The 23,412-nt window shown below is 67.4% G+C and carries 21 protein-coding genes; 7 read left to right on the forward strand and 14 right to left on the reverse strand.

What is annotated here, in order from left to right:
• Positions 1 to 11: 11 nt before the first annotated feature.
• The 8 genes from era to hrcA form a co-directional block, all read right to left on the reverse strand.
• Complete coding sequence (gene era / locus ACLFA2_RS00595) at positions 12 to 908, reverse strand: GTPase Era (RefSeq protein WP_029260215.1); 897 nt, start codon at positions 906 to 908, stop codon at positions 12 to 14.
• Positions 901 to 2,196: a hemolysin family protein gene (locus ACLFA2_RS00600; protein ID WP_021198571.1), complete on the reverse strand. Its 1,296-nt coding sequence runs from the start codon at positions 2,194 to 2,196 to the stop codon at positions 901 to 903. Before ACLFA2_RS00600 ends, era begins: the two co-directional genes overlap by 8 nt.
• On the reverse strand, positions 2,193 to 2,651 hold the full coding sequence (ybeY, locus tag ACLFA2_RS00605; RefSeq protein ID WP_021198570.1) for an rRNA maturation RNase YbeY: 459 nt from the start codon (positions 2,649 to 2,651) through the stop codon (positions 2,193 to 2,195). The genes ACLFA2_RS00600 and ybeY overlap by 4 nt, the downstream gene beginning before the upstream one ends.
• Positions 2,648 to 3,673: a PhoH family protein gene (locus ACLFA2_RS00610; RefSeq protein ID WP_208323627.1), complete on the reverse strand. Its 1,026-nt coding sequence runs from the start codon at positions 3,671 to 3,673 to the stop codon at positions 2,648 to 2,650. The genes ybeY and ACLFA2_RS00610 overlap by 4 nt, the downstream gene beginning before the upstream one ends.
• Before the next feature lie 79 nt (positions 3,674 to 3,752).
• On the reverse strand, positions 3,753 to 4,103 hold the full coding sequence (locus ACLFA2_RS00615; RefSeq protein ID WP_021198568.1) for a histidine triad nucleotide-binding protein: 351 nt from the start codon (positions 4,101 to 4,103) through the stop codon (positions 3,753 to 3,755).
• 67 nt (positions 4,104 to 4,170) lie between these two features.
• Complete coding sequence (locus ACLFA2_RS00620) at positions 4,171 to 4,899, reverse strand: 16S rRNA (uracil(1498)-N(3))-methyltransferase (protein WP_167253957.1); 729 nt, start codon at positions 4,897 to 4,899, stop codon at positions 4,171 to 4,173.
• Between the two features lie 2 nt (positions 4,900 to 4,901).
• A complete protein-coding gene (gene dnaJ, locus ACLFA2_RS00625) occupies positions 4,902 to 6,017 on the reverse strand; it encodes a molecular chaperone DnaJ (RefSeq protein ID WP_029260212.1) in 1,116 nt (371 codons plus the stop codon).
• 37 nt (positions 6,018 to 6,054) lie between these two features.
• Positions 6,055 to 7,086 (reverse strand): heat-inducible transcriptional repressor HrcA, encoded by a 1,032-nt coding sequence (hrcA, locus tag ACLFA2_RS00630; RefSeq protein WP_029260211.1) that lies wholly within the window; start codon positions 7,084 to 7,086, stop codon positions 6,055 to 6,057.
• Between the two features lie 103 nt (positions 7,087 to 7,189).
• Between hrcA and ACLFA2_RS00635 the strand changes: the two genes are divergently transcribed.
• Positions 7,190 to 8,608 (forward strand): carboxylesterase/lipase family protein, encoded by a 1,419-nt coding sequence (locus ACLFA2_RS00635; protein ID WP_040569600.1) that lies wholly within the window; start codon positions 7,190 to 7,192, stop codon positions 8,606 to 8,608.
• Between the two features lie 13 nt (positions 8,609 to 8,621).
• On the opposite strand, the gene hemW is transcribed toward ACLFA2_RS00635, so the two are convergent.
• The 3 genes from hemW to lepA all read right to left on the reverse strand — a co-directional run bounded on the left by hemW (position 8,622) and on the right by lepA (position 12,430).
• Positions 8,622 to 9,839 carry a radical SAM family heme chaperone HemW gene (gene hemW / locus ACLFA2_RS00640; protein ID WP_021198563.1) on the reverse strand — a complete coding sequence of 406 codons (1,218 nt, stop codon included), beginning with the start codon at positions 9,837 to 9,839 and terminating at the stop codon, positions 8,622 to 8,624.
• Positions 9,839 to 10,492, reverse strand: coding sequence for a DUF1990 family protein (locus tag ACLFA2_RS00645; protein WP_017830360.1), 654 nt, complete (start codon positions 10,490 to 10,492; stop codon positions 9,839 to 9,841). Before ACLFA2_RS00645 ends, hemW begins: the two co-directional genes overlap by 1 nt.
• Before the next feature lie 84 nt (positions 10,493 to 10,576).
• Complete coding sequence (gene lepA, locus ACLFA2_RS00650) at positions 10,577 to 12,430, reverse strand: translation elongation factor 4 (protein ID WP_021198562.1); 1,854 nt, start codon at positions 12,428 to 12,430, stop codon at positions 10,577 to 10,579.
• 241 nt (positions 12,431 to 12,671) lie between these two features.
• Here lepA and ACLFA2_RS00655 point away from each other — a divergent pair, with 241 nt between their 5' ends.
• From ACLFA2_RS00655 to ACLFA2_RS00675, 5 genes are all read left to right on the forward strand, one after another.
• Positions 12,672 to 13,655, forward strand: coding sequence for an ABC transporter permease (locus ACLFA2_RS00655; RefSeq protein ID WP_021198561.1), 984 nt, complete (start codon positions 12,672 to 12,674; stop codon positions 13,653 to 13,655).
• Positions 13,656 to 13,657: 2 nt separating this feature from the next.
• Positions 13,658 to 14,587: an ABC transporter permease gene (locus tag ACLFA2_RS00660; protein WP_031206745.1), complete on the forward strand. Its 930-nt coding sequence runs from the start codon at positions 13,658 to 13,660 to the stop codon at positions 14,585 to 14,587.
• Entirely contained in the window at positions 14,584 to 16,512 is a 1,929-nt protein-coding gene (locus ACLFA2_RS00665) for an ABC transporter ATP-binding protein (RefSeq protein ID WP_021198559.1), read from the forward strand. The genes ACLFA2_RS00660 and ACLFA2_RS00665 overlap by 4 nt, the downstream gene beginning before the upstream one ends.
• 117 nt (positions 16,513 to 16,629) lie before the next feature.
• On the forward strand, positions 16,630 to 18,339 hold the full coding sequence (locus tag ACLFA2_RS00670; protein WP_021198558.1) for an ABC transporter family substrate-binding protein: 1,710 nt from the start codon (positions 16,630 to 16,632) through the stop codon (positions 18,337 to 18,339).
• A 75-nt stretch (positions 18,340 to 18,414) separates the two neighbouring features.
• On the forward strand, positions 18,415 to 19,170 hold the full coding sequence (locus ACLFA2_RS00675) for an alpha/beta fold hydrolase (RefSeq protein WP_426621844.1): 756 nt from the start codon (positions 18,415 to 18,417) through the stop codon (positions 19,168 to 19,170).
• Here ACLFA2_RS00675 and ACLFA2_RS00680 read toward each other — a convergent pair.
• Both ACLFA2_RS00680 and ACLFA2_RS00685 read right to left on the reverse strand, forming a co-directional pair.
• Complete coding sequence (locus ACLFA2_RS00680) at positions 19,165 to 20,403, reverse strand: MFS transporter (protein WP_426621845.1); 1,239 nt, start codon at positions 20,401 to 20,403, stop codon at positions 19,165 to 19,167. The two genes, ACLFA2_RS00675 and ACLFA2_RS00680, sit on opposite strands and share 6 nt — an antisense overlap.
• Complete coding sequence (locus tag ACLFA2_RS00685; RefSeq protein WP_426621846.1) at positions 20,400 to 21,779, reverse strand: glycoside hydrolase family 1 protein; 1,380 nt, start codon at positions 21,777 to 21,779, stop codon at positions 20,400 to 20,402. The genes ACLFA2_RS00680 and ACLFA2_RS00685 overlap by 4 nt, the downstream gene beginning before the upstream one ends.
• 222 nt (positions 21,780 to 22,001) lie before the next feature.
• Here ACLFA2_RS00685 and rpsT point away from each other — a divergent pair, with 222 nt between their 5' ends.
• The gene (gene rpsT / locus ACLFA2_RS00690; protein WP_017830351.1) at positions 22,002 to 22,262 is read left to right on the forward strand and encodes a 30S ribosomal protein S20; all 261 of its coding nucleotides are present in this window, start codon (positions 22,002 to 22,004) and stop codon (positions 22,260 to 22,262) included.
• Positions 22,263 to 22,363: 101 nt separating this feature from the next.
• Here the strand turns inward: rpsT and holA are convergent, their stop codons facing one another.
• On the reverse strand, positions 22,364 to 23,401 hold the full coding sequence (gene holA, locus ACLFA2_RS00695) for a DNA polymerase III subunit delta (RefSeq protein ID WP_426621847.1): 1,038 nt from the start codon (positions 23,399 to 23,401) through the stop codon (positions 22,364 to 22,366).
• Positions 23,402 to 23,412: the final 11 nt, after the last annotated feature.

The raw sequence follows: 23,412 nt of genomic DNA on the forward strand, positions 1-23,412 counted from the left end.
CGGATGTCATCTCAGAATCCGAGCCTGCCGAGCTGCTTCGGATCGCGCTGCCATTCCTTCGCGACCTTCACATGCAGCCCCAGGAAGACGCGCGTGCCGAGCAGCTCCTCGATGCCGACGCGCGCTCGTGCCCCCACCTCGCTGAGTCGCTTTCCCTTATGCCCGATGATGATCGCCTTCTGACTGTCGCGCTCGACCACGATCGAGGCGTGCACGTCGGTGAGGTCCGTGCCCTCACGGGGCGCGATGTCGTCGATGACGACGGCGATCGAGTGCGGGAGCTCGTCACGCACCCCCTCCAGGGCGGCCTCTCGGATCATCTCGGCGATCCGATCCTCCTGCGACTCGTCCGTCGTGATGCCCTCCGGATAGAGTGCCGGCCCCTTGGGCATCAGCGTCAGGATCTCGTCCGAGAGCACGTCGAGTTGCTCGCGCGTCAGGGCGGACAGCGGGATGACAGCGGCCCAGTCCTCACGCAGCGAATCGACCTCCAGGAGCCGCTCGGTGACCTCATCACGAGCGGCAGCGTCCATCTTCGTCACGATCGCGATCTTCTTCGCACGCGGGTAGCCATCGAGCGAGGCGGCGATCCGTCGATCCCCCGGACCGACCTTCTCGTTCGCGGGCACGCAGAAGCCGATGACGTCGACGTCGCCCAGCACCTGCTCGACGAGATCGTTCAGCCGCTCGCCGAGCAGCGTGCGCGGCTTGTGGATTCCAGGGGTGTCCACGATGACGAGCTGACCCTCGGGACGGTTCACGATGCCGCGGATCGCCCGACGCGTGGTCTGCGGCTTCTCGCTGGTGATGGCGATCTTCTCGCCGACGAGGGCGTTCGTCAGCGTCGACTTCCCGACGTTGGGGCGGCCGACGAATGTCACGAACCCGCTTCGAGTGTCGTCAGTCATCGTCTCGATCTCCTTCATCCTGCGAAGCGTCGGGTTCCCCCGCCGCACGTTCCACGAACACCGTCGCGATACCTCTGCCACGGCCGCGCGATGCGCCACCCGTGAGAACCAAACCTTCCACGGTGGCCGTTGCACCGGGCTGCGGAACCTGTCCCAGCGCTTTGCCGAGCAGCCCACCGATCGAGTCGACATCCTCGTCCTCGAGCTCGAGACCGAAGAGATCGCCGACGTCCTCGAGCGAGAGACGGGAGCTCACGCGGTATCGTCCGTGACCGAGATCGACGAACTCCGCCGACACCTGATCGTACTCGTCGGAGATCTCGCCGACGAGTTCCTCGATCAAGTCCTCCAGCGTCACCAAGCCCGAGATACCGCCGTGCTCGTCGATCACCAGACACACATGCACGGCGTCGCGCTTCATCTGCTGGAGGAGGGTCTCGGCGCGCATCGACTCGGGGACGAAGGTCGCCGGGCGCGCGATCGGCCGGATCGAGGCCGCGCGCCACGCGCTGTCGTCACGATAGGCGAACTGCACGAGGTCCTTGAGATAGAGCACGCCGACGACGTCGTCCGCATCGTCATCGACGACGGGCATGCGCGACACACCCCGGTTCAGGAACAGCGACATGGCCTCATCCGTCGTCGCCGTGGCATCGACGGTCACCATCTCGGTGCGGGGCACCATCACGGCGCGGACGAACTGATCGGTGAAGTCGAATACCGAGTGGATGAGATCGCGGTCGTCCTCCTCGATGAGGTCGTTCGACGCCGCCTCGTCGACCATGCTGAGCAGCTGGTCCTCACTGGTGAAGGAGCTGCGGCCGGTACCCGGCGTGACGCGGTTGCCGAGCACGACGAGTCCCTGGGCGAGGGGGCCCAGGAAGATACGGAGTCCACGCACGACCGAGGCCGTGCCGCGGATCATGCCCTCAGCGTGCTGGCGCCCGAACGAGCGCGGGCTCGCCCCCACGAGAACGAAGGTGATCGCGGTCATCAACAGGGCGGCGGCGAGCATCGCCCACCAGTTGTTCTCGATCAGGATGGTGAACGCCACCGTCACGAGCACGGCGGCCGTGACCTCTGCCAGCACGCGGATGAACGCCACGGCGTTCACGTGCGCATCGAGGTCCGCGGCGATGCGACCCAGAGCCTTGGCCCTGCGCCCTTCCGTCGCCATGTCGGCCAGACCCGCCCGTGACGTGACACCGTATGCCGCATCGATCGCGGACATGAGACCGCCGAAGGCCACCAGCAGCACGGCGGCGATCAGCAGGAGAGCCGCGGTCATCGCCGGCGTTCAGCTGCGGCGAAGCCCTGGATCAGTTCCTTCTGCAGCCCGAACATCTCACGCTCCTCGTCAGGTTCGGCATGATCGAATCCGAGAAGGTGAAGCAACCCGTGCGTGGTCAGCAGGATCAGCTCGTCCATCAGAGTGTGTCCTGCGGCCTGCGCCTGCGCTTCCGCGACCTGCGGGCAGAGGACGATGTCGCCGAGCAGACCGGGAGCGGTCGGGCGATCCTCGGTACCGGGGCGCAGCTCGTCCATCGGGAAGCTCAGCACGTCCGTGGGACCGGGCTCATCCATCCACTGCACGTGAAGAGCCTCCATGGCGCCCTCGTCGACGAGAACGATCGCCACCTCGGCGTCCGGGCTCACGTGGAGCTGTGCGAGGTTGAAGTCGGTCAGTCGCTGCAGCACGGTCTCATCGACGTCGATGGCCGACTCGTTGTTGATCTCGATCATGAGAGTCCTCGTTTCGGGGCGCGATCACGCGGTCCTGGTCGTTGCGCTCCTCGGCGCTCGGCACGATTGGCGAACTCGGCCGCCTGTTCGCGCTCGAACCGCTGCGCGGTGCGCTTCTCGTCGTACTCGCTGTACGCGTCGACGATGCGGCCGACCAACGAGTGGCGCACCACGTCATCGCTGGTGAGGCGGGAGAAATGGATGTCGTCGATTCCGTCGAGCACACGGGTGACCAGACGGAGACCGGATGCACCCTGCGGAAGATCGACCTGCGTGATGTCGCCGGTGACGACCATCCGCGTGCCGAAGCCGAGGCGCGTGAGGAACATCTTCATCTGCTCGGGAGTCGTGTTCTGCGCCTCATCGAGCACCACGAAGGAGTCGTTGAGGGTGCGGCCGCGCATGTAGGCGAGCGGGGCGACTTCGATCGTGCCCGTCGCCATCAGTCGCGGCACGATCTCGGGGTCCATCATCTCGTTCAGCGCGTCGTACAGCGGGCGCAGGTACGGATCGATCTTGTCCGTGAGGGTGCCGGGGAGGAACCCGAGCCGCTCCCCCGCCTCGACGGCGGGACGGGTGAGGATGATGCGGGTCACTTCCTTGCGCTGCAGGGCCTGCACCGCCTTCGCCATCGCGAGATAGGTCTTGCCCGTACCGGCGGGACCGATGCCGAACACGATCGTGTTCTCCTCGATCGCGTCGACGTACTCCTTCTGACCGAGGGTCTTCGGACGGATCACCTTGCCGCGGGTGGTCAGGATCGCCTCGCCCAGCACCTCGCTCGGACGCGGTCCGCCCTCCTGACGCAGCATGCGCGCGGAGCTCGACACATCGCTCGGGGCCAGGTCGTGCCCCGCCCTCGTCATGGCGAGGAGCTCGTCGACCAGCGCTTTCGCCTTCGCGACCGCATCGGTGCTGCCGCCGAGCGTGATCTCGTTGCCGCGCACGAGCACCTGGACGCCGGGGTGCTCCTTCTCGAGCATCCGCAGAAGCCGGTCCTGGGGCCCGAGCAGCTGCACCATCGCGACGCCGTCGGCGTAGATCTTCTCGACGGCCTCGGGAGGCTGACCTCCCCGGCTGCGCTCCGGGGGTTCGTGGTTCTCAGGCACCGACGCTCTTCTCGGTCAATCCGCCGCCCAGCACATGCGCGTGGACGTGGAACACGGTCTGCCCGGCGTTCGCGCCGGTGTTGAAGACGAGGCGGAAGTCGCCGTCTTCGGTGTGCTCCGCGGCGAGCTCCCCCGCGAAGGCGATCATGTCGGCCAGCAGAGTGGCATCCCCGGCAGCGAGCTCGGTCACGTCGCGGTACTCCGCGGTCTTCGGCACCACGAGCAGATGCACGGGCGCCTGCGGCGCGATGTCGCGCAGAGCGAAGAGGCGGTCGGTCTCGCCGATGATCTCGGCAGGGATCTCCCCGTTCAGAATGCGCGTGAAGATCGAGGGTTCCGTCATGCCGTCAAGTCTACTGACCACAGCACGCTCGCAGTCCGGTGCGCGTGGGCAGGCGGGCGAGTCGCGTTCACCATCGTCCGAGTGCGACCGACAGCACGGCGATCGCGGCAGGCCCTGCCGTCGAGGTGCGCAGCACGGTATCGCCCAGGAGCACGCGCTCGGCCCCCGCCTCCGTCAGGCGGTGGAGCTCCTCTTCGGAGATCCCGCCTTCCGGCCCAACGACGAGCACCAGGTCACGGCCGTCCGTCACGATCTCGGACAACCGCACGGGGGCCGTCGGGTCGAGGAGCAGAACACGCTGCGAGCTGACGCGCTCGGCGAGCTGCTTCGTCGAGACCGGCGCGACCACCTCCGGGACCCACGCGCGGTGCGCCTGCTTCGCGGCCTCGCGCACGATGCTCGCCCAGCGCTCCCTCCCCTTCACCGCCTTCGGACCTTCCCAGCGCGACACGCTGCGACTCGCCTGCCAGGGCACGATCTCGTCGACGCCGAGCTCGCACGCGGCCTGTACGGCGAGCTCATCGCGATCGCCCTTCGCGAGCGCCTGCACCAGGACGATCCGCGGACGGGGCGCGGGACGCTCGACGCGCTCTGCGATGCGCACGTCGACGCGAGCGGGCGACACCTCCTCGGCGACACCGGCCAACCACACTCCGGCACCGTCGCCGACCGTGACGGCCTCGCCGACGCGAAGCCGTCGTACGACGGCCGCGTGCTTGGCTTCGGCTCCGGTCAACGACACGATGTCGCCGACTCCGGCATCGGTCGACGAGTCGACGAGGAAATGCAGGGCCATGGTCAGTGGCTGCGGAAGCGGTCGCGGAGCTTCGAGAACAGTCCCTGTTGGAACTGCGCGAGCTGGGGCTCCGGCGACTTCGTCTTCTTGGCGAAGTCCTCGATCAGGGCCCGCTGCGCGGAGTCCAACCTGGTCGGGGTCAGCACCTGCACGCCGACCCGCAGATCGCCGCGCTGAGTCCCTCGGAGCGGCGTGATGCCGCGGCCCTTGATCGTGAGCACGTCGCCGGACTGCACACCGGCACGGATCTCGAGGTCCACCTCACCGTCCAGTCCCTGGATCTTCGTCTCCGTGCCGAGGATCGCATCCGTCATCGACACCTCGAGCGTGGCGAGCAGGTCGTCCCCCTCACGGCTGAACGCCGCGTGCGGGTTGACCGTCACCTCGACGTACAGGTCTCCGTTCGGTCCGCCCGCCTTGCCGACCTCGCCGGAACCGGGAAGCTGCAGACGGAGCCCCGTCTCGACGCCGGCCGGGATGTCGAGCGATACGGTACGGCGCGAACGCACGCGGCCCTGGCCACCGCACGTGCCGCAGGGGTAAGGGATCGTCGTGCCGTAGCCCTCGCACGTGCCGCAGGGCTGAGAGGTCACGACGTTGCCGAGCAGGCTGCGCACCTGACGCTGCACGTGACCGGAGCCACCGCAGATGTCGCAGGTGACCGGAGAGGTGCCCTCTTGGCAGCAGGATCCCTGACACGTCTCGCACAGCACCGCGGTGTCGACGTCGATGTCGCGGTGCGCACCGAACACCACATCGCCGAGGTCGAGGGTCACGCGGACGAGGGCGTCCTGGCCACGCTCGCGACGCGAACGCGGACGCGCGCCACGTCCGCCGCCCTGCGAGGCCCCGAAGAACGTCTCGAAGATGTCGCCGAAACCGCCGAAGCCGCCGAAGTTCCCTGCCGCACCGTCTCCGCCGCCCATGTCATAGCGCCGGCGGGAGTCGTCGTCGCTGAGCACGTCGTACGCATGCGTGACGAGCTTGAACTTCTCCGCCGCGTCCTCTCCCGGGTTCACATCCGGGTGCAGCTGCCGGGCGAGGCGCCGGTACGCCTTCTTGATCTCATCGGTGGAAGCGTCTCGGGACACCCCGAGAACCTCATAGTGGTCCGCCACAATCGCCTTTCTTGCGTGTGTCTCGGTGGCGACCGCGTCAGCGGCCGGCCTCGTCTTCATCGAGCATCCGCGACAGGTAGCGGGCCACGGCCCGCGCTGCGGCGAGGTTGCTCGGGTAGTCCATGCGCGTCGGTCCCATCACTCCGACGCGCGCCGTGCCGCTCGGGGCGGCGTAGTTGCTGGCGACGATCGACGCCTCGCCCAGGCCGAACGGGGCGTTCTCCGTGCCGATGCTCGCGGCGAGTCCGTGCTCGTCAGTCACCATCTCGCTCATCAGACGCAGGAGCGTCACCTGTTCCTCGATGGCTTCGAGGAGGGGGTGGATGCTGCCGCGGAAGTCCTGCTCCCGGCGCGCGAGGGTCGCCGCTCCCGCCATCACCAACCGCTCCTGGCGGAACCCTCCGAGTTCGTCGACGATCACCGCAGCAAGCGTGCGCAGCACGGCATCCTGGGGCTTCTCCTCGGCGACCAGCAACGCCTGCAGCCGATCGGATGCCTCCCCGATGCCCTGACCGGTGATCGACGCGGACAGCCGTGCGCGCAGCACAGCCATGTCAGCGTCGTCGATCGGCTCCGGGAGGACGGCCATACGCTGCGAGACCCCGCCGGCATCGGTCACGAGCACGATCAGAAGCCGGTTCGGCGCGAGCGCGACCAGCTCGACGTGCGTGACATGCGCGCGGGCGAACGAGGGGTACTGGGCGAGCGCGACCTGGCCGGTCAGCTGTGTCAGCACCCGCACCGTTCGCGCCATCAGGTCGTCGAGGTCGGCCGGCTCGCCGAGGAAGGACTCGATCGCCGAGCGCTGAGCCGACGAGAGCGGTCGCAGCTGGGCGAGGTGGTTCACGAAGACGCGATAGCCCTTGTCGGTGGGCACACGGCCGGACGAGGTGTGCGGAGCCGTGATGAGCTCTTCGTCCTCGAGCAGCGCCATGTCGTTGCGGATCGTCGCCGCCGAGACGCCGAACGAGTGCCGGTCGACGATGGAGCGGCTGCCGACGGGTTCGTGGGTCTCGACGTAGTCCTGCACGATCGCTCGGAGAACCTGGAGTCCTCGCTCTGTGACCATCGCCCTTCCCTTCCGCTGGCACTCGGACGTTCAGAGTGCCAATCCTACCCCGTGCAGCTCGGGATTCTCCGTACCGCGGACGCACGACCCTAGGATGACGCTCATGACCACCTCACCCCAGGCCACCCTGTCGAACGGCCTCGTCCGCGGCACCGAGGAGGCCGGGGTGGTCCGCTACCTCGGCATTCCCTATGCCCAGGCGCCGTTCGGGGAGAACCGCTTCCGCGCACCGCAACCCGTCCCGGCCTGGGAGGGCGTGCGAGAGGCGACGCAGTTCGGGCCGACACCACCCCAGGTCCCCTACGCCGGAGCGATCGGCGAGCTGCTGGGATCTGTGCGCATCGACGGCGACGACATCCTCACCGCGAACGTGTGGGCTCCCGCTGATGCCTCTGGCGCGCCCGTCCTGCTCTGGATCCACGGCGGCGCGCTCGAGCGAGGGACCGCCGCGCTGCCGCTGTACGACGGCACCGTGTTCGCCGCGGCAGGCCTCGTCTTCGTCTCGATCAACTACCGACTCGGTTCGGAGGGCTTCTCGGTGCTGGACGGCGCCCCGCGGAATCTCGGCCTGCGCGATGCCGCCGCCGCTTTGGAGTGGGTGCACCGAGAGGTCCAGGCGTTCGGCGGCGACTCGGCGCAGATCACCGCCATGGGCGAGTCGGCCGGTGGCGCGATCGTGGCCGGTCTCCTCGCGCGGGACACCTCCCGTGAACTGATCAGCCGCGCGATCATCGAGTCCGGCCCACTTCGCGCCCAGACCGCGCGGAAGGCAGGAAGAGTGACCGCGCAGATCGCGAAGCGACTCGGTGTGCGGGCCGACCGTGAGGCCTTCGCCGCGCTGACACCCGACCAGCTGCTGGACGCACGCACGGCGCAATCGGCGGGATCGTCACCCCTCGGCGGGGCACCGGGGTTCCAGTTCGCGATCGACGCCGAGAGCCTTCCCCGCTCGCCGCATGAGGTGCTCGGGGAGATCGACACCCCGCTCCTCATCGGCAGCAACACCGACGAGTATCGGCTCTGGTTCCCGCCGGAGGCGCTGGCCGCCATCGGCGGGATGAAGCTGCAGGCCGCACGGCTGCTGTCACGCATCCCCCGGCGCGCGGTGACCGCGTACCGATCCGCATTCCCCGACGCGATCACCGGGGAGATCTTCGGGCAGCTCGTCACGGACATGATGCTGCGTGCGCCCCTCAGCCGTGTGGCGGCGGCCCACCCGGACACGACCTACGTCTACGAGTTCGCCTGGCCGAGTCCGGTGCGTGACCTGCGGGCGGCCCACGCACTCGAGCTCGGGTTCGTGTTCGATCGGCTCGATGATGCCGAGGCCGAGCGACTGGCGGGTCCCGATGCTCCGCGCCGGCTCGCCGCCGAGATGAACGCCGCCTGGGTCGGGTTCGCGACCGCCGGAGACCCCGGGTGGCCCGCCTATGGGCCGGACCGCCGGACGCGTGTCTTCGATGCGGACAGCGCGACGGTGACGCAGCGGCGGACAGCGGGCATGGATCTGCTTCCCGGATGATTCCGAGAAGGAATCAGTCGGTCAGCTGGCGGACCACGGCATCCGCGAGAAGACGGCCCCGCAGTGTCAGTTGGATGCGCCCCTGCAGCGCTGCAACGGGGTCGACGAGCCCGTCGGCCATGAGCCCGGCGACCCTGCTCCGGTTCGCACTCGGCACGTCGTCGACGGCGATGCCCTCACGGATACGACTGAGCAGCAGGATGCGCTCGAGCGTGCGCGACTCCTCGTCCGGGCGCTCGGTGCCGGCTGCCGGAGACTCGGATGCCGAGAGACGCTGCGCGTACGCGGCCGGGTGCTTCACGTTCCACCACCGCAGGCCGGCGACGTGGCTGTGCGCACCAGGACCGAAGCCCCACCAGTCGCTCCCCCGCCAGTACGCGAGGTTGTGCCGCGACCGGCGATCAGGCGTGCGCGCCCAGTTGCTCACCTCGTACCAGTCGAAGCCACCGTCGGCCAGGCGCGCATCGGCGAGCTCGTACATGTCGGCCTGCAGGTCGTCGTCCGGCGTCGGCACCTCGCCGCGGCGGATCTGGCGGGCCAGCTTCGTACCGTCCTCGATGATGAGCGCGTACGCGGAGATGTGATCGGGTTCGAGCGCGAGGGCAGCATCGAGAGAGGCCTCCCAGTCGGAGAGCGACTCCCCCGGTGCGCCGTAGATCAGATCGACGCTCACGGCGAGACCTGCATCCTTCGCGGCGGCGACAGCGGTGCGCACGTTCTCGGGGCGATGGGTGCGATCGAGCGCGGCGAGCACGTGGGGAACGGCGGACTGCATCCCCACCGACATCCTCGTCACCCCGGCATCCGCGAGAATGCGGGCCACCTCAGGTGTCACGGTGTCGGGGTTCGCCTCCACCGTGACCTCCGCACCCTCGGCCAGGCCGAACGCGTCGGTCGCCGCGTCGAGCATGCGTGCGAGGTCACCCGCGGGAAGAAGGGTGGGCGTACCTCCACCGAAGAAGACCGTGTCCATCGGCCGCCGTGCCCCGGCGTCGTCCAGCACACGACGGGCGAGGGCGATCTCGGAGATCAACGTGGACGCGTAGTCCTCCTGCTTCGCCCCGCGCAGCTCGGTGGATGTGTACGTGTTGAAGTCGCAGTACCCGCAGCGCACCGTGCAGAACGGAATGTGCAGGTATGCCGAGAACGGAACGGCCGTGTCGATCGCGAGGTCGGACGGCAGGCGCCCGTCCGCTGGCGCGGGATCTCCGAGGGGAAGCGGTCCCGCCATCAGAGCGGGGTCGCGTAGAGCGGAGAGATCGCCCGGAGGTAGCGTGCGAAGAGCTCACGACGACGACGCTTCACGAGCGCGGGAATCGTGCGGTAGAGAAGACCGTTGGGCGCATCGAAGGCCCGGACGGTGAACCACACCTCGTCGTTGTCTTCACGCCAGTCCACGTCGAACGACTCCTCGCCGCTGACGACCGATCCGCCGACCGTGCCCAGGACGAACCCGACACGTCGGGTCTCCTCGGTGACGGAGATCACGCGCAGCTCGGAATCGGCGCGCATGCCGGCGACGCGTCCGCGAAGGTGCAGGGTCATCCCCGCCCCGACGAACGGCATCCCCTCGGCGTCGTACCGCGGCTCGACGTCTCGCTTGCTCGGAGCGATCGGGTTGCCTTCCGCGTCGAAGCTCACTCCGGCGTAGGCAGGTCCCGGCGCGGGTCGCACGTCCTCGACCGAGAGGCCGGCCGCACGCTGCGCCGTCCACGACAGAAGCGCTTCGCCAGCCGTCTGGAACCGTTCGACCCCACTGCCGATGCGCCAGGATTCCTCCGCCGGGATGCTGCGCTCCGGTGGGTACTGCATCAGGTCGGGCGCATGGGTCGCACCCACGGCCGCATAGTCCACCGTGTCGTCTCGGAAAGTCCCGCGCCGCATGACTTCCACCCTACTTCGCGTTACCTGAGCGAACACCCCCCACGCGCCGCGGGACGTCACATCCCAGGGCGCGATCAGACGTCGCTACTTCTTGTCCTTGCCTTCGACGTCGCCCGAGAGCGCGGCGATGAACGCCTCCTGAGGGACCTCGACGCGGCCGACCATCTTCATGCGCTTCTTGCCCTCCTTCTGCTTCTCGAGAAGCTTGCGCTTGCGGGTGATGTCACCGCCGTAGCACTTGGCGAGCACATCCTTGCGGATCGCACGGATGGTCTCGCGGGCGATGATGCGCGCACCGATCGCCGCCTGGATCGGCACCTCGAACTGCTGGCGAGGGATGAGCTTGCGCAGGCGCTCTGCCATCATCGTGCCGTAGGCGTAGGCCTTGTCGCGGTGCACGATCGAGCTGAAGGCGTCGACCTTCTCGCCCTGGAGAAGGATGTCGACCTTGACGAGGTCGGCCTCCTGCTGACCGGACGGTTCGTAGTCGAGCGACGCGTAGCCCTGGGTCTTCGACTTCAGCTGGTCGAAGAAGTCGAACACGATCTCGCCGAGGGGCATGTTGTAGCGCAGCTCGACGCGCTCCTCCGAGAAGTACTCCATGCCGAGCAGCGTTCCGCGGCGCGACTGGCACAGCTCCATCACGGTGCCGACGTAGTCCTTCGGCAGCAGGATCGCGGCCTTGACCATCGGCTCCGACACCGAGCCGATGCGCCCGTCCGGGTACTCGCTGGGGTTGGTGACGGTGACCGTCTCGCCGGTGTCGCTCGTGAGCACCTCGTAGATCACGCTGGGCGCTGTCGTGATGAGGTCGAGGTTGAACTCGCGGGCCAGACGCTCGGTGATGATCTCGAGGTGCAGCAGCCCGAGGAACCCGCAACGGAAGCCGAAGCCGAGCGCGACCGAGGTCTCCGGCTCGTAGACGAGCGAGGCGTCGGAGAGCTTCAGCTTGTCGAGCGCCTCGCGCAGCTCCGCATAGTCGCTGCCGTCGATCGGGTACAGGCCCGAGAAGACCATCGGCTTCGGGTCGGTGTAACCGGGAAGGGCCTCGGAGGCCGGCTTCCGGGACGTGGTGATCGTGTCACCGACCTTCGACTGACGCACGTCCTTCACACCGGTGATGAGATAGCCCACCTCTCCGACGCCGAGTCCCTTGGTCGGAGTCGGTTCTGGGCTCGACACGCCCACCTCGAGCGCCTCGTGGTTCGCGCCGGTCGACATCATCTGGATGCGCTCGCGCGGCGAGAGGCTGCCGTCCACCATGCGTACGTACGTGACCACTCCGCGGTAGGCGTCGTACACGGAGTCGAAGATCATCGCGCGGGCCGGAGCATCCGCGTCCCCGGTCGGGGCGGGGATCTCCTGCACCAGTCGGTCGAGCAGATCCTCGACGCCGACGCCGGTCTTGCCGGAGACGCGAAGGACATCCTCGGGCTTGCCGCCGATGAGCGAGGCCAGCTCCTTCGCGTACTTCTCCGGGTCGGCGGCCGGCAGATCGATCTTGTTCAGCACCGGGATGATGTGGAGGTCGTTCTCGAGCGCGAGGTAGAGGTTCGCGAGCGTCTGCGCCTCGATGCCCTGTGCCGCGTCGACGAGCAGGATCGCTCCCTCGCAGGCCGCGAGCGAACGCGAGACCTCGTACGTGAAGTCGACGTGGCCGGGCGTGTCGATCATGTTCAGCGCGACGGTCTGGCCATCGAGTTCCCACGGCATCCTGACCGCCTGGCTCTTGATGGTGATGCCGCGCTCACGCTCGATATCCATGCGGTCGAGGTACTGCGCGCGCATGTCGCGATCGGAGACGACTCCGGTGATCTGGAGCATGCGATCGGCGAGCGTCGACTTGCCGTGGTCGATGTGGGCGATGATACAGAAATTACGGATCTGCGCAGCCGGCGTCGCAGCAGGCTGAAGAGGGGTGAGAGCGCGTGGGGACATGTCCACTCGATTGTACGGTCAGGGGAGGCTAATCCCCGATTCGGCCATACCGGTGATAGTCTCCCGAAGTTGCCAGGGAAAATCCGTGACACCGGATCCCGCAAGCGATAAGACTCCGTCACATACCCCGTGATGGTCGTCGCATCGCAGAGTTCGGTGGATGGCGATTGTGTATCCAACTGACTCAGCGTTGCGTCGGCAGATCCCGAGCGCGTCTGTAGAAGAGAAAGACTGACCCCTTTTGATCAAGTACCTCCTGCGCCGAGCACTCGGCTGGCTGCTGATGATCGTGGTCGCCACGAATCTCACGTTCTTCCTGGCGTGGGGCTTCCTCGATCCGCGCAGCAATTACGTGGGACGGCGTCCCCCGCTCTCGCCTGAGCAGATCGACAACGTCCTCACCCCGCGCAACCTCAGCGACACCGTTCCCCTGATCGAGCGGTGGTGGAACTGGTTCAGCAGCATCCTGTTCCGCTGGGACTGGGGTGTGAGCCCGACCGGTCAGTCCGTCAACGAGCAGGTCTCCTACCGCATGTGGATCAGCGCGGAGCTCGTCCTCGGCGCCACGATCATCGCCGCAGTGCTCGGCATCTGGCTGGGCGTCTACACCGCTTCTCGTCAGTACAAGCTCGCCGACCGCATCGGTCAGGCGACCTCGATCATCACGATGAACGTGAACATCATCGTCGCGGGCCTCGCCGTCGTCCTTCTCGCGATCTCGCTCAACGAGTGGACCGGCGTCCGCATCTTCTACGTGACAGGCTCCTCGAGTCCCGGTGTCACCGGCTTCTTCCCCGTCCTGGTCGACACGCTGCAGCACCTGACGCTGCCCACGATCGCGCTCGTGATCGTCGGCTACGCCCAGTACCACTTCCTGCAGCGTTCGCTCCTGCTCGACAACATCAACGCCGACTACGTGCGCACGGCGCGCGCGAAGGGCTTGACCAAGTCTCAGGCGATCCGCAAGCACGCCCTGCGGACGTCGCTCATCCCTGTCGCGACGCAGGTCGCCTTCACGATCCCGACGATCTTCACCGGCGCGATCCTGACCGAGCGCATCTTCGCCTGGCAGGGCATGGGGCGGTACTTCCTCGACACCATCAACAACAACGACATCAACGGCGTCGTCGCCGTCGCCGCGTTCGGCGCCGTGCTGACGGCGATCGGCGCGGTGCTCGCCGACATCGTCGTCGTCGTTCTCGACCCGCGAGTGAGGGTGAGCTGAAAATGACCACCGATATGATCGATCCCCTGGTCGAGCCGCCGGCCGTGCCGCCGACCGCCGACCGCGCCTCGGGAAAGTCGCTGTCCAAGTGGACGCTCTACACCCGCCGGTTCATGCGCAACAAGCCGGCAGTGGGCGGCGTCGTCGTTCTCTTCGTGCTGATCCTCTTCTCGACGCTCGGACCGCTCCTGTCGCCGTACGCCGTCGACAGCATGGACTTCCTCGCCCTGAGCCAGCCGCCGTCCGCTGCGCACTGGTTCGGCACCAACGGGGCTGGCAACGACACCTACACGCAGACCGCCATCGGCCTGCAACGCTCCCTCATGATCGCGATCACCGTCTCGGTGGGCACGACGATCCTCTCGGCGCTCGTCGGGACCGCGGCCGCGTACTTCGGCGGCTGGTTCGAGCGCATCGCTCTCCTGGTGATCCACTTCATGATGGTGGTGCCGACCTTCCTCCTGCTGTCGATCATCTCGAACGACTCCGGCGGCGTGTGGTGGGTCATCGCGTTCGTGATGATTTTCGTCAGCTGGTTCTTCCCCGCGAGGATCATCTGGACCATGACCCTGTCGCTGCGTGAGCGCGAGTACGTCCAGGCCGCTCGGTACATGGGTGTCCGGGGACTGCGCATCGTGACGCGTCACCTCATTCCGAACATCGGCTCGCTGCTGGTGATCAACTTCACCCTCGGCATCGTCGCGGCGGTCACGACCGAGACCGGGTTGTCGTTCATCGGCTTCGGCGTGAAGATCCCCGATGTGTCGCTCGGCTCGTTGATCGGCGAGGGCAGCTCGTCCATCGTCAGCTCGCCGTGGCTGTTCTATTTCCCCGCACTGATCCTCACGCTGCTGACCGTATCGATGGCGCTCATCGCCGATGGACTGCGCGATGCCCTCGATCCCACTTCGGCTGCAGGAGGCCGCGCATGAGCCCCGTACTCTCCGTCCGCGACCTCCGGGTCAGCTTCGCGTCCGAGGCCGGCCGCGTCGACGCCGTCCGCGGCGTCTCCTTCGACCTCGAGGCGGGAAAGACCCTCGGCATCGTCGGCGAGTCCGGGTCGGGCAAGTCCGTCACCTCGCTCGCCGTCATGGGCCTCCTCGACGAGAACGCCAAGGTCACCGGCTCCATCGTGTTCGACGGCCAGGAACTTCTCGGCAAGACCGACACGCAGCTCTCTGCCATCCGCGGCAACGGGATCTCGATGGTCTTCCAGGACCCGCTCACGTCTCTGACGCCGGTGTACACGATCGGCGCTCAGCTGATCGAGGCGTTGACCGTGCACCGCAACCTCAGCATCAAGGAGGCGACCGCACGCTCGATCGACCTTCTCAAGCTGGTGGGCATCACCGAGCCCGAGAAGCGGATGAAGTCGTTCCCGCACGAGTTCTCGGGCGGCATGCGCCAGCGCGTCGTGATCGCGATCGCGATGGCGAACGATCCGAAGCTGATCATCGCGGACGAGCCCACCACGGCTCTCGACGTCACGATCCAGGCGCAGATCCTCGACCTCATCGAGAAGGCGCAGGCCGAGACGGGTGCCGCCGTCATGATGATCACCCACGACATGGGTGTCGTCGCCCGAACGGCCGACGACGTGATGGTCATGTATGCCGGCAAGCCCGTCGAGCAGGCGCCCGTGCGCGAGCTGTTCCACCAGACCCGGATGCCGTACTCGATCGGTCTCCTCGGCGCGATTCCCCGCGTGGACAAGGCCGAGAAGGAACCGCTCACCCCGATCAAGGGCAACCCGCCGCTGCTGATCAATCTTCCGGACGCGTGCCCGTTCGCGGACCGCTGCCCCATCGTCATGGACGCGTGCCGCACCCGCGAGCCGGAGCTTCTTCCCGTGCTGACCGGTGGCGGCGAAGAGCACCGTGCGGCCTGCATCCGTGCGAACGAGATCACCGACGGCGGCCTGCTCGGCGGTCTTCCCGTGTATCCGGTGCGCGAGGCACCGGAGAGCGCCCTGACGCGACTCCCCCGTGAAGAACGCCCCATCACCCTCGAGGTGAAGAACCTCACCAAGACCTTCCCTCTGCTCAAGGGCGCGTTCCTGAAGCGGAAGGTCGGCGAGGTGCACGCGATCAAGGGCATCAGCTTCGACGTGCGCGAGGGTGAGACCTTGGCCATCGTCGGTGAATCCGGCTCCGGCAAGACGACGACGCTGCTGCAGATCATGGACATGGTGAAGCAGACCGACGGCGACATCGTCATCGCGGGAACGAGCGTCAACGACATCCACAGCCACAAGGTGGAGCGGGCGCTGCGCCGCGACATCCAGATCGTGTTCCAGGACCCGATGGGAGCGCTCGATCCGCGTATGACGGTCGCGGACATCATCTCGGAGCCGCTCTCGGCGATCGGTACCCCGAAGGCCGAGGCGCACCGCCGTGTGAAGGAGCTGATGGACCTCGTCGGACTCAACCCGGCGCACAGCGATCGCTTCCCGCAGGCTTTCTCCGGAGGCCAGCGTCAGCGCATCGGCATCGCCAGGGCACTGTCGACCAACCCCAAGATCCTGGTGCTCGACGAGCCGGTCTCCGCGCTCGACGTGTCGATCCAGGCCGGTGTGATCAACCTGCTCGACGATCTCAAGGTCAAGCTCGGGCTGTCGTACCTCTTCGTGGCGCACGACCTCTCGGTCGTCCGGCACATCGCCGACCGGGTCGCGGTGATGTACCTCGGCGACTTCGTCGAGCACGGCGATGTCGACGATGTCTTCGACAACCCACAGCACCCTTACACGAAGGCGCTGCTGTCCGCGATCCCGGTCCCGGACCCCGACATCGAGCGCACGCGTGAGCGGATCGTGTTCGATCCCGCCACGGTGACAGCGCGGCCTGCGGCCTCATGAACAGATCACGGATCACCGTCCGATAACGGTTAGCCGATATTCACTCGCCGCCCGGACATTCGCGGATCCGGCGAACTATTCTCCCCTTATGACACGCCGCAAGGCGAAAGGAGCACCATGAAGCAGTACAAGCTGATGGGAGCGCTGGCACTCACCGGCGCTTTCGCACTCGCGCTCAGCGGGTGCGCTGCCGGTAACACCGGCAGTGGCGACAAGGGCGACGCCGGCGAGACGACCGACGTCGAGATGGCGAACTACAACCCGCAGCCTCGTGAGAACCTCAAGGAGGGCGGCACGGTCAACTTCGCGATCCGCGAGGTTCCGACGCAGCTGAACTCGTTCAACAGCGACGGCAGCGCCGACACCGCACGCATCGCCGCGTGGTACATGCCGCAGATCATCCTCATGAAGCCGGATGGCACGCAGTACAAGAACGACAACTACCTCTCCGAGTGGAAGAACGAGGTGAAGGACGGCAAGACGGTCCTGACCTTCACGTTCACCGATGAGGCGCACTGGAACGATGGCACCGACATGGACTGGACTGCCATCGACGCCACCTGGAAGGCCAACCGCTCGTACGACGAGGGCTTCAACCCGAACGCGACCGACGGCTACAAGGAGATCGAATCCGTCGAACAGGGCGACACGGCGAAGACCGCCATCGTCACGTTCAAGGGCGAGTTCGCCTGGCCGCAGATGCCGTTCAACGGCGGCGTCATCCACCCGGCTCTCGCTGACCCGACGACCTTCAACGAGGCCATGATCAGCAACCCGCACCCCGAGTGGGGCGCTGGCCCGTACACGGTCAACGAGTTCGACGCCAACAAGGGCTACATCTCGTTCAAGCCGAACCCCGAGTGGTGGGGCGACGCGCCGCTCCTCGACGAGGTCACCATGACCGGCATGGACGCCCAGGCCGGCGTCAACGCCTTCAAGAACGGCGAGGTCGACATGGTCGAGACGGGTTCCCAGGAGCTCATCGACCAGGTCAAGGACGTCGACGGCGCGAAGGTCTATCGCGCACAGCAGACCGCCAACACCATCCTGCAGGTCGACTCGACCAAGCCGCAGTTCGAGGACGTCAAGGTCCGTGAAGCGTTCTTCAAGGCCATCAACATCGACCAGCAGAAGCAGATCGCCTGGAACGGCCTCGGCTACCAGGAAGACCCGGCGGGCTCGCTGACGCTCTTCTCGTTCCAGCCCGGCTACGAGGACTCGATGAAGGCCGCAGGCTGGAAGTTCGATGTCGAGGGTGCCAAGAAGCTCCTCGACGAGGCCGGCTGGAAGGAAGGCTCCGACGGTATCCGCGAGAAGGACGGCGTCAAGCTCTCCGTCGTGTACCCGATCTGGAGCGACTCCGCCACGCAGAAGGCTCTCGCGCAGTCGCTGCAGGCCCAGGAGAAGGAGGTCGGCATCGACGTCAAGGTCGAGGTCCGCCCCGCCAGCCAGTTCTCCGACGACTACACGTCGAAGAACTGGGATGTCTCCGGACTCCGCTTCACCTCCTCCGACCCGTTCGGTGCCGCCTGGTTCTGCCAGCTGTACTGCTCGGACTCGGGTCTCAACCTGTCGGGTGTCGGTGACGCCGAACTCGACGCCGAGATCAAGGACAAGGTCGAGTCGCAGTCGGACCCCGAGGCGCAGACCGCTGCCGCGATGAAGCTCGAGCCGGAGATCTACAAGCGCTGGGGCCTCATCCCGCTGTACAACGGCCCGCAGATCTACACCGTCAAGGAAGGCCTGGCGAACCTCACGCCCGAGCCCTACGTCGGTCTGGACCTGTTCGGCATCCAGCCGGTCGAGAATGTCGGCTGGGAGAAGTAACACTCTCTGACACACATGGTGTCGAAGCGGGGTCGGTGGTTCATCCACCGGCCCCGCTTTCCTTATGCTGAACCCGTGAGCGTCCAGATCGTCTTCGTGCACGGTATCCGCACGTCCGCCACCATGTGGCGGTCCCAGGCGGCCTACCTCGAGGAGCGTGGCTACGCCTTCACCGCCGTCGACCTCCCGGGGCACGGTACGCGGATGCAGGAGGACTTCACCCTCCACGAGGCGCTGCACACCATAGATGAGGCGGTGCGCGCCGCGGCCGAGAAGGGCCCCGTCCTGCTGGTGGGGCATTCGATGGGCGGATTGCTCTGCCTCGCGTATGTCGGGGGCGCGGAGCAACCTCCCGTCGCGGGGCTGATCGCGGCGTCCTGCACCTCGATCCCCCACGGTGCCGGGCTCGCGGCCTACCGTCTCTTCACTCGAGCCGTCGATGCCCTTCCCGACCGCGGGATGTGGCTGACCGGCCGGATCCTCGAAGCCACCGTGCCTGTGGAGACCCGGTCCGACTTCGCCGCCGGCGGCTACGCGCTCGACACCCAGGACGCCGCGCTGCGCAGTCTGGCCGCGCTCGACATCGCCGCGGCGATCCCTCGCATCACGATTCCGCTCTGGTTCGTGAACGGGCAGTACGACCAGCTGCGGCTCAACGAGTCACTGTTCCGACGGCTCGCCCCGCATGCCGAGCTCATCATCGTGCCACGCACGACGCACCTCGTCACCGCGATGCGGCCGCAGATCTTCAACGCCGTGCTGCAGCTCGCCATCGCGACCGTGGAGCGTGACGCCGCGCGGGGAGTGGCGCCTGACCCCTCGAGTTCATGACGCCCTGGCCGGCTGCCGCGCGAACGCGGTGAGCAGCCCGCCGACGAGGGAGAGAACCGCCGCCGCGACGAACACGAGCCAGAAGCCGCCGACCAGCGCGACCAGTCCCGCCCCCAGAACCGGGCCGATGAGCTGCCCGAGCGCGGCTGTCACGTTCACGATCCCGAGATCCCTCGCATGGTCCTGCTCATCCGGGAGCAGGTCGGCGGCGAATGCGAGGCCCACCGTCGAGAACGCGCCATAGCCGAGGCCCATCAGCGCGGCGGCGACCATCGTCATCTCGAACGTCGGTACCAGCGCGATCGCCACCCCCGAGGCCGCCTGCACGACCGTCGCCGCCACCGTGAGCGTCCGGCGATTCCCTGTCCGGTCGGAGACGATCCCCGTGATCACCGAGGCGATGACGACGAACACCGTGTAGACGACGATCAGCAGCAGCAGGTTGTCCTGGGCGATGGCGCTGGGCTGACCGAGGCCGTGCAGCAGGAAGAACAGGAACAGCGCGGTCCCGAGTGCGTTGCCGACGTTCGTCACCAGGCGCCCGGACAGCATCCAGGCGAAGTCGCGATCGCGCAGCGAGTCCAGGTGGCGGCGTCCGATCCGTTTCGGCCGCATCGCCTCCGTGGTCGGTGGATCGGGCAGCAGCAGCGCCGCCGTCGTACCGACCACCGCGATGATCCCGGCGAGCAGGAGATAGCCTTCCCGGAGCTCGAGACCGAGCAGGACAACGAGGCCGACCCCGACCACGATGCCGACAGCCTGGCTGGACCCGACCGCGGCGGAGGCGGCCCCGCGCTGTGTCGTCGGCAGCTGGTCGGCGATCAGCGCGGTGAAGGCGGCGGACGACACCGCCACGCCGATCGACACCCCGACCCAACCGGCGCCCACGGCCCATGGCCCTTGCGCGTAGCCGGTGAGGACGAGGCAGACCGCGGTGAGCAGCACACCGCCCAGCGCCCACGGACGCCGACGGTGGCGGCCCGCAGCCGCGCGGTCCGAGAGCGCGCCGGCCGCCGGTCCCGCGATGATCCCGGCGAACCCGCCGATTCCGAGAACCAGTCCCGAGGAGACGACGCCCCGGATCCAGTCGTCCTGCGGGGTGTCGAGCTGCAGCGGCAGGAGCAGCTGCACCGGCGTGAGCTGCACGGTCCAGATCGCCAGCCACGCGAGCGTGAACAGCGACATCCAGCGCGCATCCGCGCGGACCGGGCGCGTTCCGGTCGCTTCGGTCATCTCGCCGCCTCCGTCGTGGCAGCGGTCGCATCCGTCCGCGCGCTCTCGATGATCCCGCGGTACCAGTCGTACGACGCCTTGGGGGTCCGTTCCCCCGTCTCGAAGTCGACGTGGACGAGTCCGAAGCGCTGAGTGTAGCCGTCAGCCCACTCCCAGTTGTCGAGCAGCGACCACACCGTGTACTCCTCCACCGGCACCCCCGCATCGATCGCCTCCCCTACCGCGGCGATGTGTCCCGCCAGATAGGCGATCCGATCGGCGTCATCAACGCGGAGGGCGCGCTCGGGTTCCGGGAACGAGGCACCGTTCTCGCCGATGATCACGGGCGGCATCTGCGGATGCCGGGTGTGCAGGTCGATCAGCAGATCGCGCAGCGCGCTCGGCATGATCGGCCATTCCGGACCGAACCCGGTGACCGGGACTCCCGGAGTGGGCACGATGTCGAACGGGATCGGGCTCTCCTGCTCGGCGGCGCTCACCGTGGTCGGGTTGTAGAAGTTGATGCCGTAGAAGTCGATCGAGCGGCCGATGGCCTCGAGGTCGCCGTCCTGCACAGGCATCGGGGGCAGGCCGAGTGATTCCAGGTCGGGGTATGTTCCGGCGAGGAGGGGTTCGCTGAAGATCCGGTTGTGGATCAGATCGTAGACCGCTGCGGCCTGGTGGTCTTCAGCGGTGTCGCCCAGCGGCAGGACCTGAGTGTGGTTGTTGACCAGTCCGACCGATGCGGCACCACGCTCCCGCAGAGCGGCTGCCGCGCGAGCATGGGCGAGCAGTTGATGGTGAGCGGTCGGCAGCGCGCCGAAGAGGAGCTGCTTCCCGGGCGCCAGCGCGCCGACCGCGTATCCCTGAAGCGTCATCATGGCGGGCTCGTTCAGGGTGTACCAGTGCTGCACCCGGTCGCCGAGACGATCAGCCACGATGGCCGCATAGTCGGCGAAGCGCTCCGCGGTATCGCGCTCGAGCCAGCCGCCGCCTGCTTCGATGAGACTCGGCATCTCCCAGTGGAACAGGGTGGGGAACGGGACGACCCCGGCATCGAGGAGGAGATCGACCAGGCGCGAGTAGTGATCGAGGGCCGACGCGTCACCGCGGCCGAGGCCGTCGGGCTGCACGCGAGCCCACGGGATCGAGAACCTGTAGCGGTCGAGACCCAGGCCCGCCGCAAGGGCGACATCATCCTCGGGGCGCCGGTAGCTGTCGCACGCGGGATCCGCCGTCGATCCGTCGACGATCGCTCCCGGTCTCTCGAGGAAGTCATCCCAGATGGAACGACCGGATATCCCGGTGGGGCGCGACCCCTCGATCTGGAACGCTGAGGTCGCGGCGGACCAGCGGAGCCCGGCAGGCGCAGACAGGCGAGGGAACGCGGGGGTCATGGGGCTCCTTGACATCAGTGTCGAGATAGTGATGATTCTGCACCCGGTACCATCGAATGCGCGACTGCGTCTCGCATTCTCCTCGTCGTTTCGCGTCAACAGCCCCTCTGCTGGTAGACTCGACTCTTGGCTTGCGTGTGGGTTCTTCCCTCACGACCGCTGTGCAGCAGCCCTCTTCTGCTGCCGGCATTCCGAACACTCCTGTACAGAAAGCGTCCACACGTGGCAAACATCAAGTCGCAGATCAAGCGCAACAAGACCAACGAGAAGGCGCGCGAGCGCAACAAGGCCGTGAAGAGCGAGCTCAAGACGGTCATCCGCACCACTCGCACGGCCGTCTCCGCCGGTGACAAGGCCGCCGCAGAGGCCGCCCTGAAGAAGGCTGCCGTCAAGCTCGACAAGGCCGTCAGCAAGGGTGTCCTGCACAAGAACCAGGCGTCGAACCGCAAGTCGGCTCTCGCCAAGCAGGTCGCTTCCCTCTGAGCTGAAGCTTCTGAGAAAGGCCCGTCCCGTTCGTCGGGGCGGGCCTTCTTGCTGCCTCGGAGCGTCTCCGCAGTCGGAGCCGACTGACCGCTCTCGCTCGACTACTCGCCGAACGGCTGACGAGTGGCGATCACGGTGACCATGCGCTCCAGCGCGAAGATCGGGTCGCGTGCCGCACCCTTGACCTCGCCATCGGCCCTGGCAGTGGCCTGGATCGCCATTCCGAGTGACCGCTCGTTCCAGCCGGTGAGATCGCGGCGTGCGCGGTCGACCTGCCAGTCCTTCATCCCCAGACGCTGAGCGAGCTGGCGGCTCGGCTCGCGGTTGCCGGCGACTCGTGCCATCGTGCGGAGCTTCATGGCGAAGGCCGCGACCATCGGAACCGGGTCGGCGCCCGACGAGAGAGCATGACGGAGGGCGATGAGTGCCTCGCCGTAGCGTCCGGCGATGGCCGTGTCGGCGACGACGAACGCCGACACCTCGACCCGACCGCCGTAGTACTTGGTGACGATGTCTTCGGAGATGTCGCCCTCGACGTCTCCGATGAGCTGCTGGCAGGCCGCGGCGAGCTCGGTGAGGTCGTCGGCGAAGGCCGAGACCAGGGCTCGAAGAGCCGGAGGCGCGATGCGCTTCTTCGCCGCGCGGAACTCGCCGGCGGCGAAGTCGACTCGGTCGCTGTCGCGCTTGATGGCAGGGCAGGCGATCTCGATACCGCCGCCGTTCCCGGCACGGACAGCGTCGAGCAGCTTCTTGCCTCGCACGCTGGCGCCCGTGTGGCGAAGGATGACGGTCGCGCCCTCCTGCGGGTTGTCGAGATACGACACCGCCTCCTGGATGAAGGCATCGGAGCACTTCTCCACGCCGGAGACGCGGACGAGACGTGGTTCCCCGAACAAGGACGGCGATGTGAGGGAGAGCAGCGTGCCGGGTGCGTAATCATCGGCCCGTACGTCACTCACTTCGAGCGCGGGGTCCTCGGCACGGAGGTAGTCGCGAACGCCGGCGATCGCGCGCTCGGCGCAGACCTCTTCCGGGCCCGACACGAGCACGATCGGAGCGGGGTGCGGCTCACGCCAGGAGACCTGCGGGATCTTGGTGGGCTTCGCGCCGCCGCGGGAAGGGGTTCGCGAAGCTGCCATGGATCCAGCCT

Origin of the sequence: Microbacterium sp. As-52 (assembly GCF_049949185.1) — a bacterium.
In the GTDB taxonomy this organism is placed as follows: Bacteria; Actinomycetota; Actinomycetes; order Actinomycetales; family Microbacteriaceae; genus Microbacterium; species Microbacterium maritypicum_A.

Bases quoted from the DNA above. Each gene is read 5' to 3' on its own strand.
- era (WP_029260215.1), bottom strand. From the start codon at position 908: ATGACTGACGACACTCGAAGCGGGTTCGTGACATTCGTCGGCCGCCCC.
- ACLFA2_RS00600 (WP_021198571.1), bottom strand. From the start codon at position 2,196: ATGACCGCGGCTCTCCTGCTGATCGCCGCCGTGCTGCTGGTGGCCTTC.
- ybeY (WP_021198570.1), bottom strand. From the start codon at position 2,651: ATGATCGAGATCAACAACGAGTCGGCCATCGACGTCGATGAGACCGTG.
- ACLFA2_RS00610 (WP_208323627.1), bottom strand. From the start codon at position 3,673: ATGGTGCAGCTGCTCGGGCCCCAGGACCGGCTTCTGCGGATGCTCGAG.
- ACLFA2_RS00615 (WP_021198568.1), bottom strand. From the start codon at position 4,103: ATGACGGAACCCTCGATCTTCACGCGCATTCTGAACGGGGAGATCCCT.
- ACLFA2_RS00620 (WP_167253957.1), bottom strand. From the start codon at position 4,899: ATGGCCCTGCATTTCCTCGTCGACTCGTCGACCGATGCCGGAGTCGGC.
- hrcA (WP_029260211.1), bottom strand. From the start codon at position 7,086: ATGGTCACAGAGCGAGGACTCCAGGTTCTCCGAGCGATCGTGCAGGAC.
- ACLFA2_RS00635 (WP_040569600.1), top strand. From the start codon at position 7,190: ATGACCACCTCACCCCAGGCCACCCTGTCGAACGGCCTCGTCCGCGGC.
- hemW (WP_021198563.1), bottom strand. From the start codon at position 9,839: ATGGCGGGACCGCTTCCCCTCGGAGATCCCGCGCCAGCGGACGGGCGC.
- ACLFA2_RS00645 (WP_017830360.1), bottom strand. From the start codon at position 10,492: ATGCGGCGCGGGACTTTCCGAGACGACACGGTGGACTATGCGGCCGTG.
- lepA (WP_021198562.1), bottom strand. From the start codon at position 12,430: ATGTCCCCACGCGCTCTCACCCCTCTTCAGCCTGCTGCGACGCCGGCT.
- ACLFA2_RS00660 (WP_031206745.1), top strand. From the start codon at position 13,658: ATGACCACCGATATGATCGATCCCCTGGTCGAGCCGCCGGCCGTGCCG.
- ACLFA2_RS00665 (WP_021198559.1), top strand. From the start codon at position 14,584: ATGAGCCCCGTACTCTCCGTCCGCGACCTCCGGGTCAGCTTCGCGTCC.
- ACLFA2_RS00670 (WP_021198558.1), top strand. From the start codon at position 16,630: ATGAAGCAGTACAAGCTGATGGGAGCGCTGGCACTCACCGGCGCTTTC.
- ACLFA2_RS00680 (WP_426621845.1), bottom strand. From the start codon at position 20,403: ATGACCGAAGCGACCGGAACGCGCCCGGTCCGCGCGGATGCGCGCTGG.
- ACLFA2_RS00685 (WP_426621846.1), bottom strand. From the start codon at position 21,779: ATGACCCCCGCGTTCCCTCGCCTGTCTGCGCCTGCCGGGCTCCGCTGG.
- holA (WP_426621847.1), bottom strand. From the start codon at position 23,401: ATGGCAGCTTCGCGAACCCCTTCCCGCGGCGGCGCGAAGCCCACCAAG.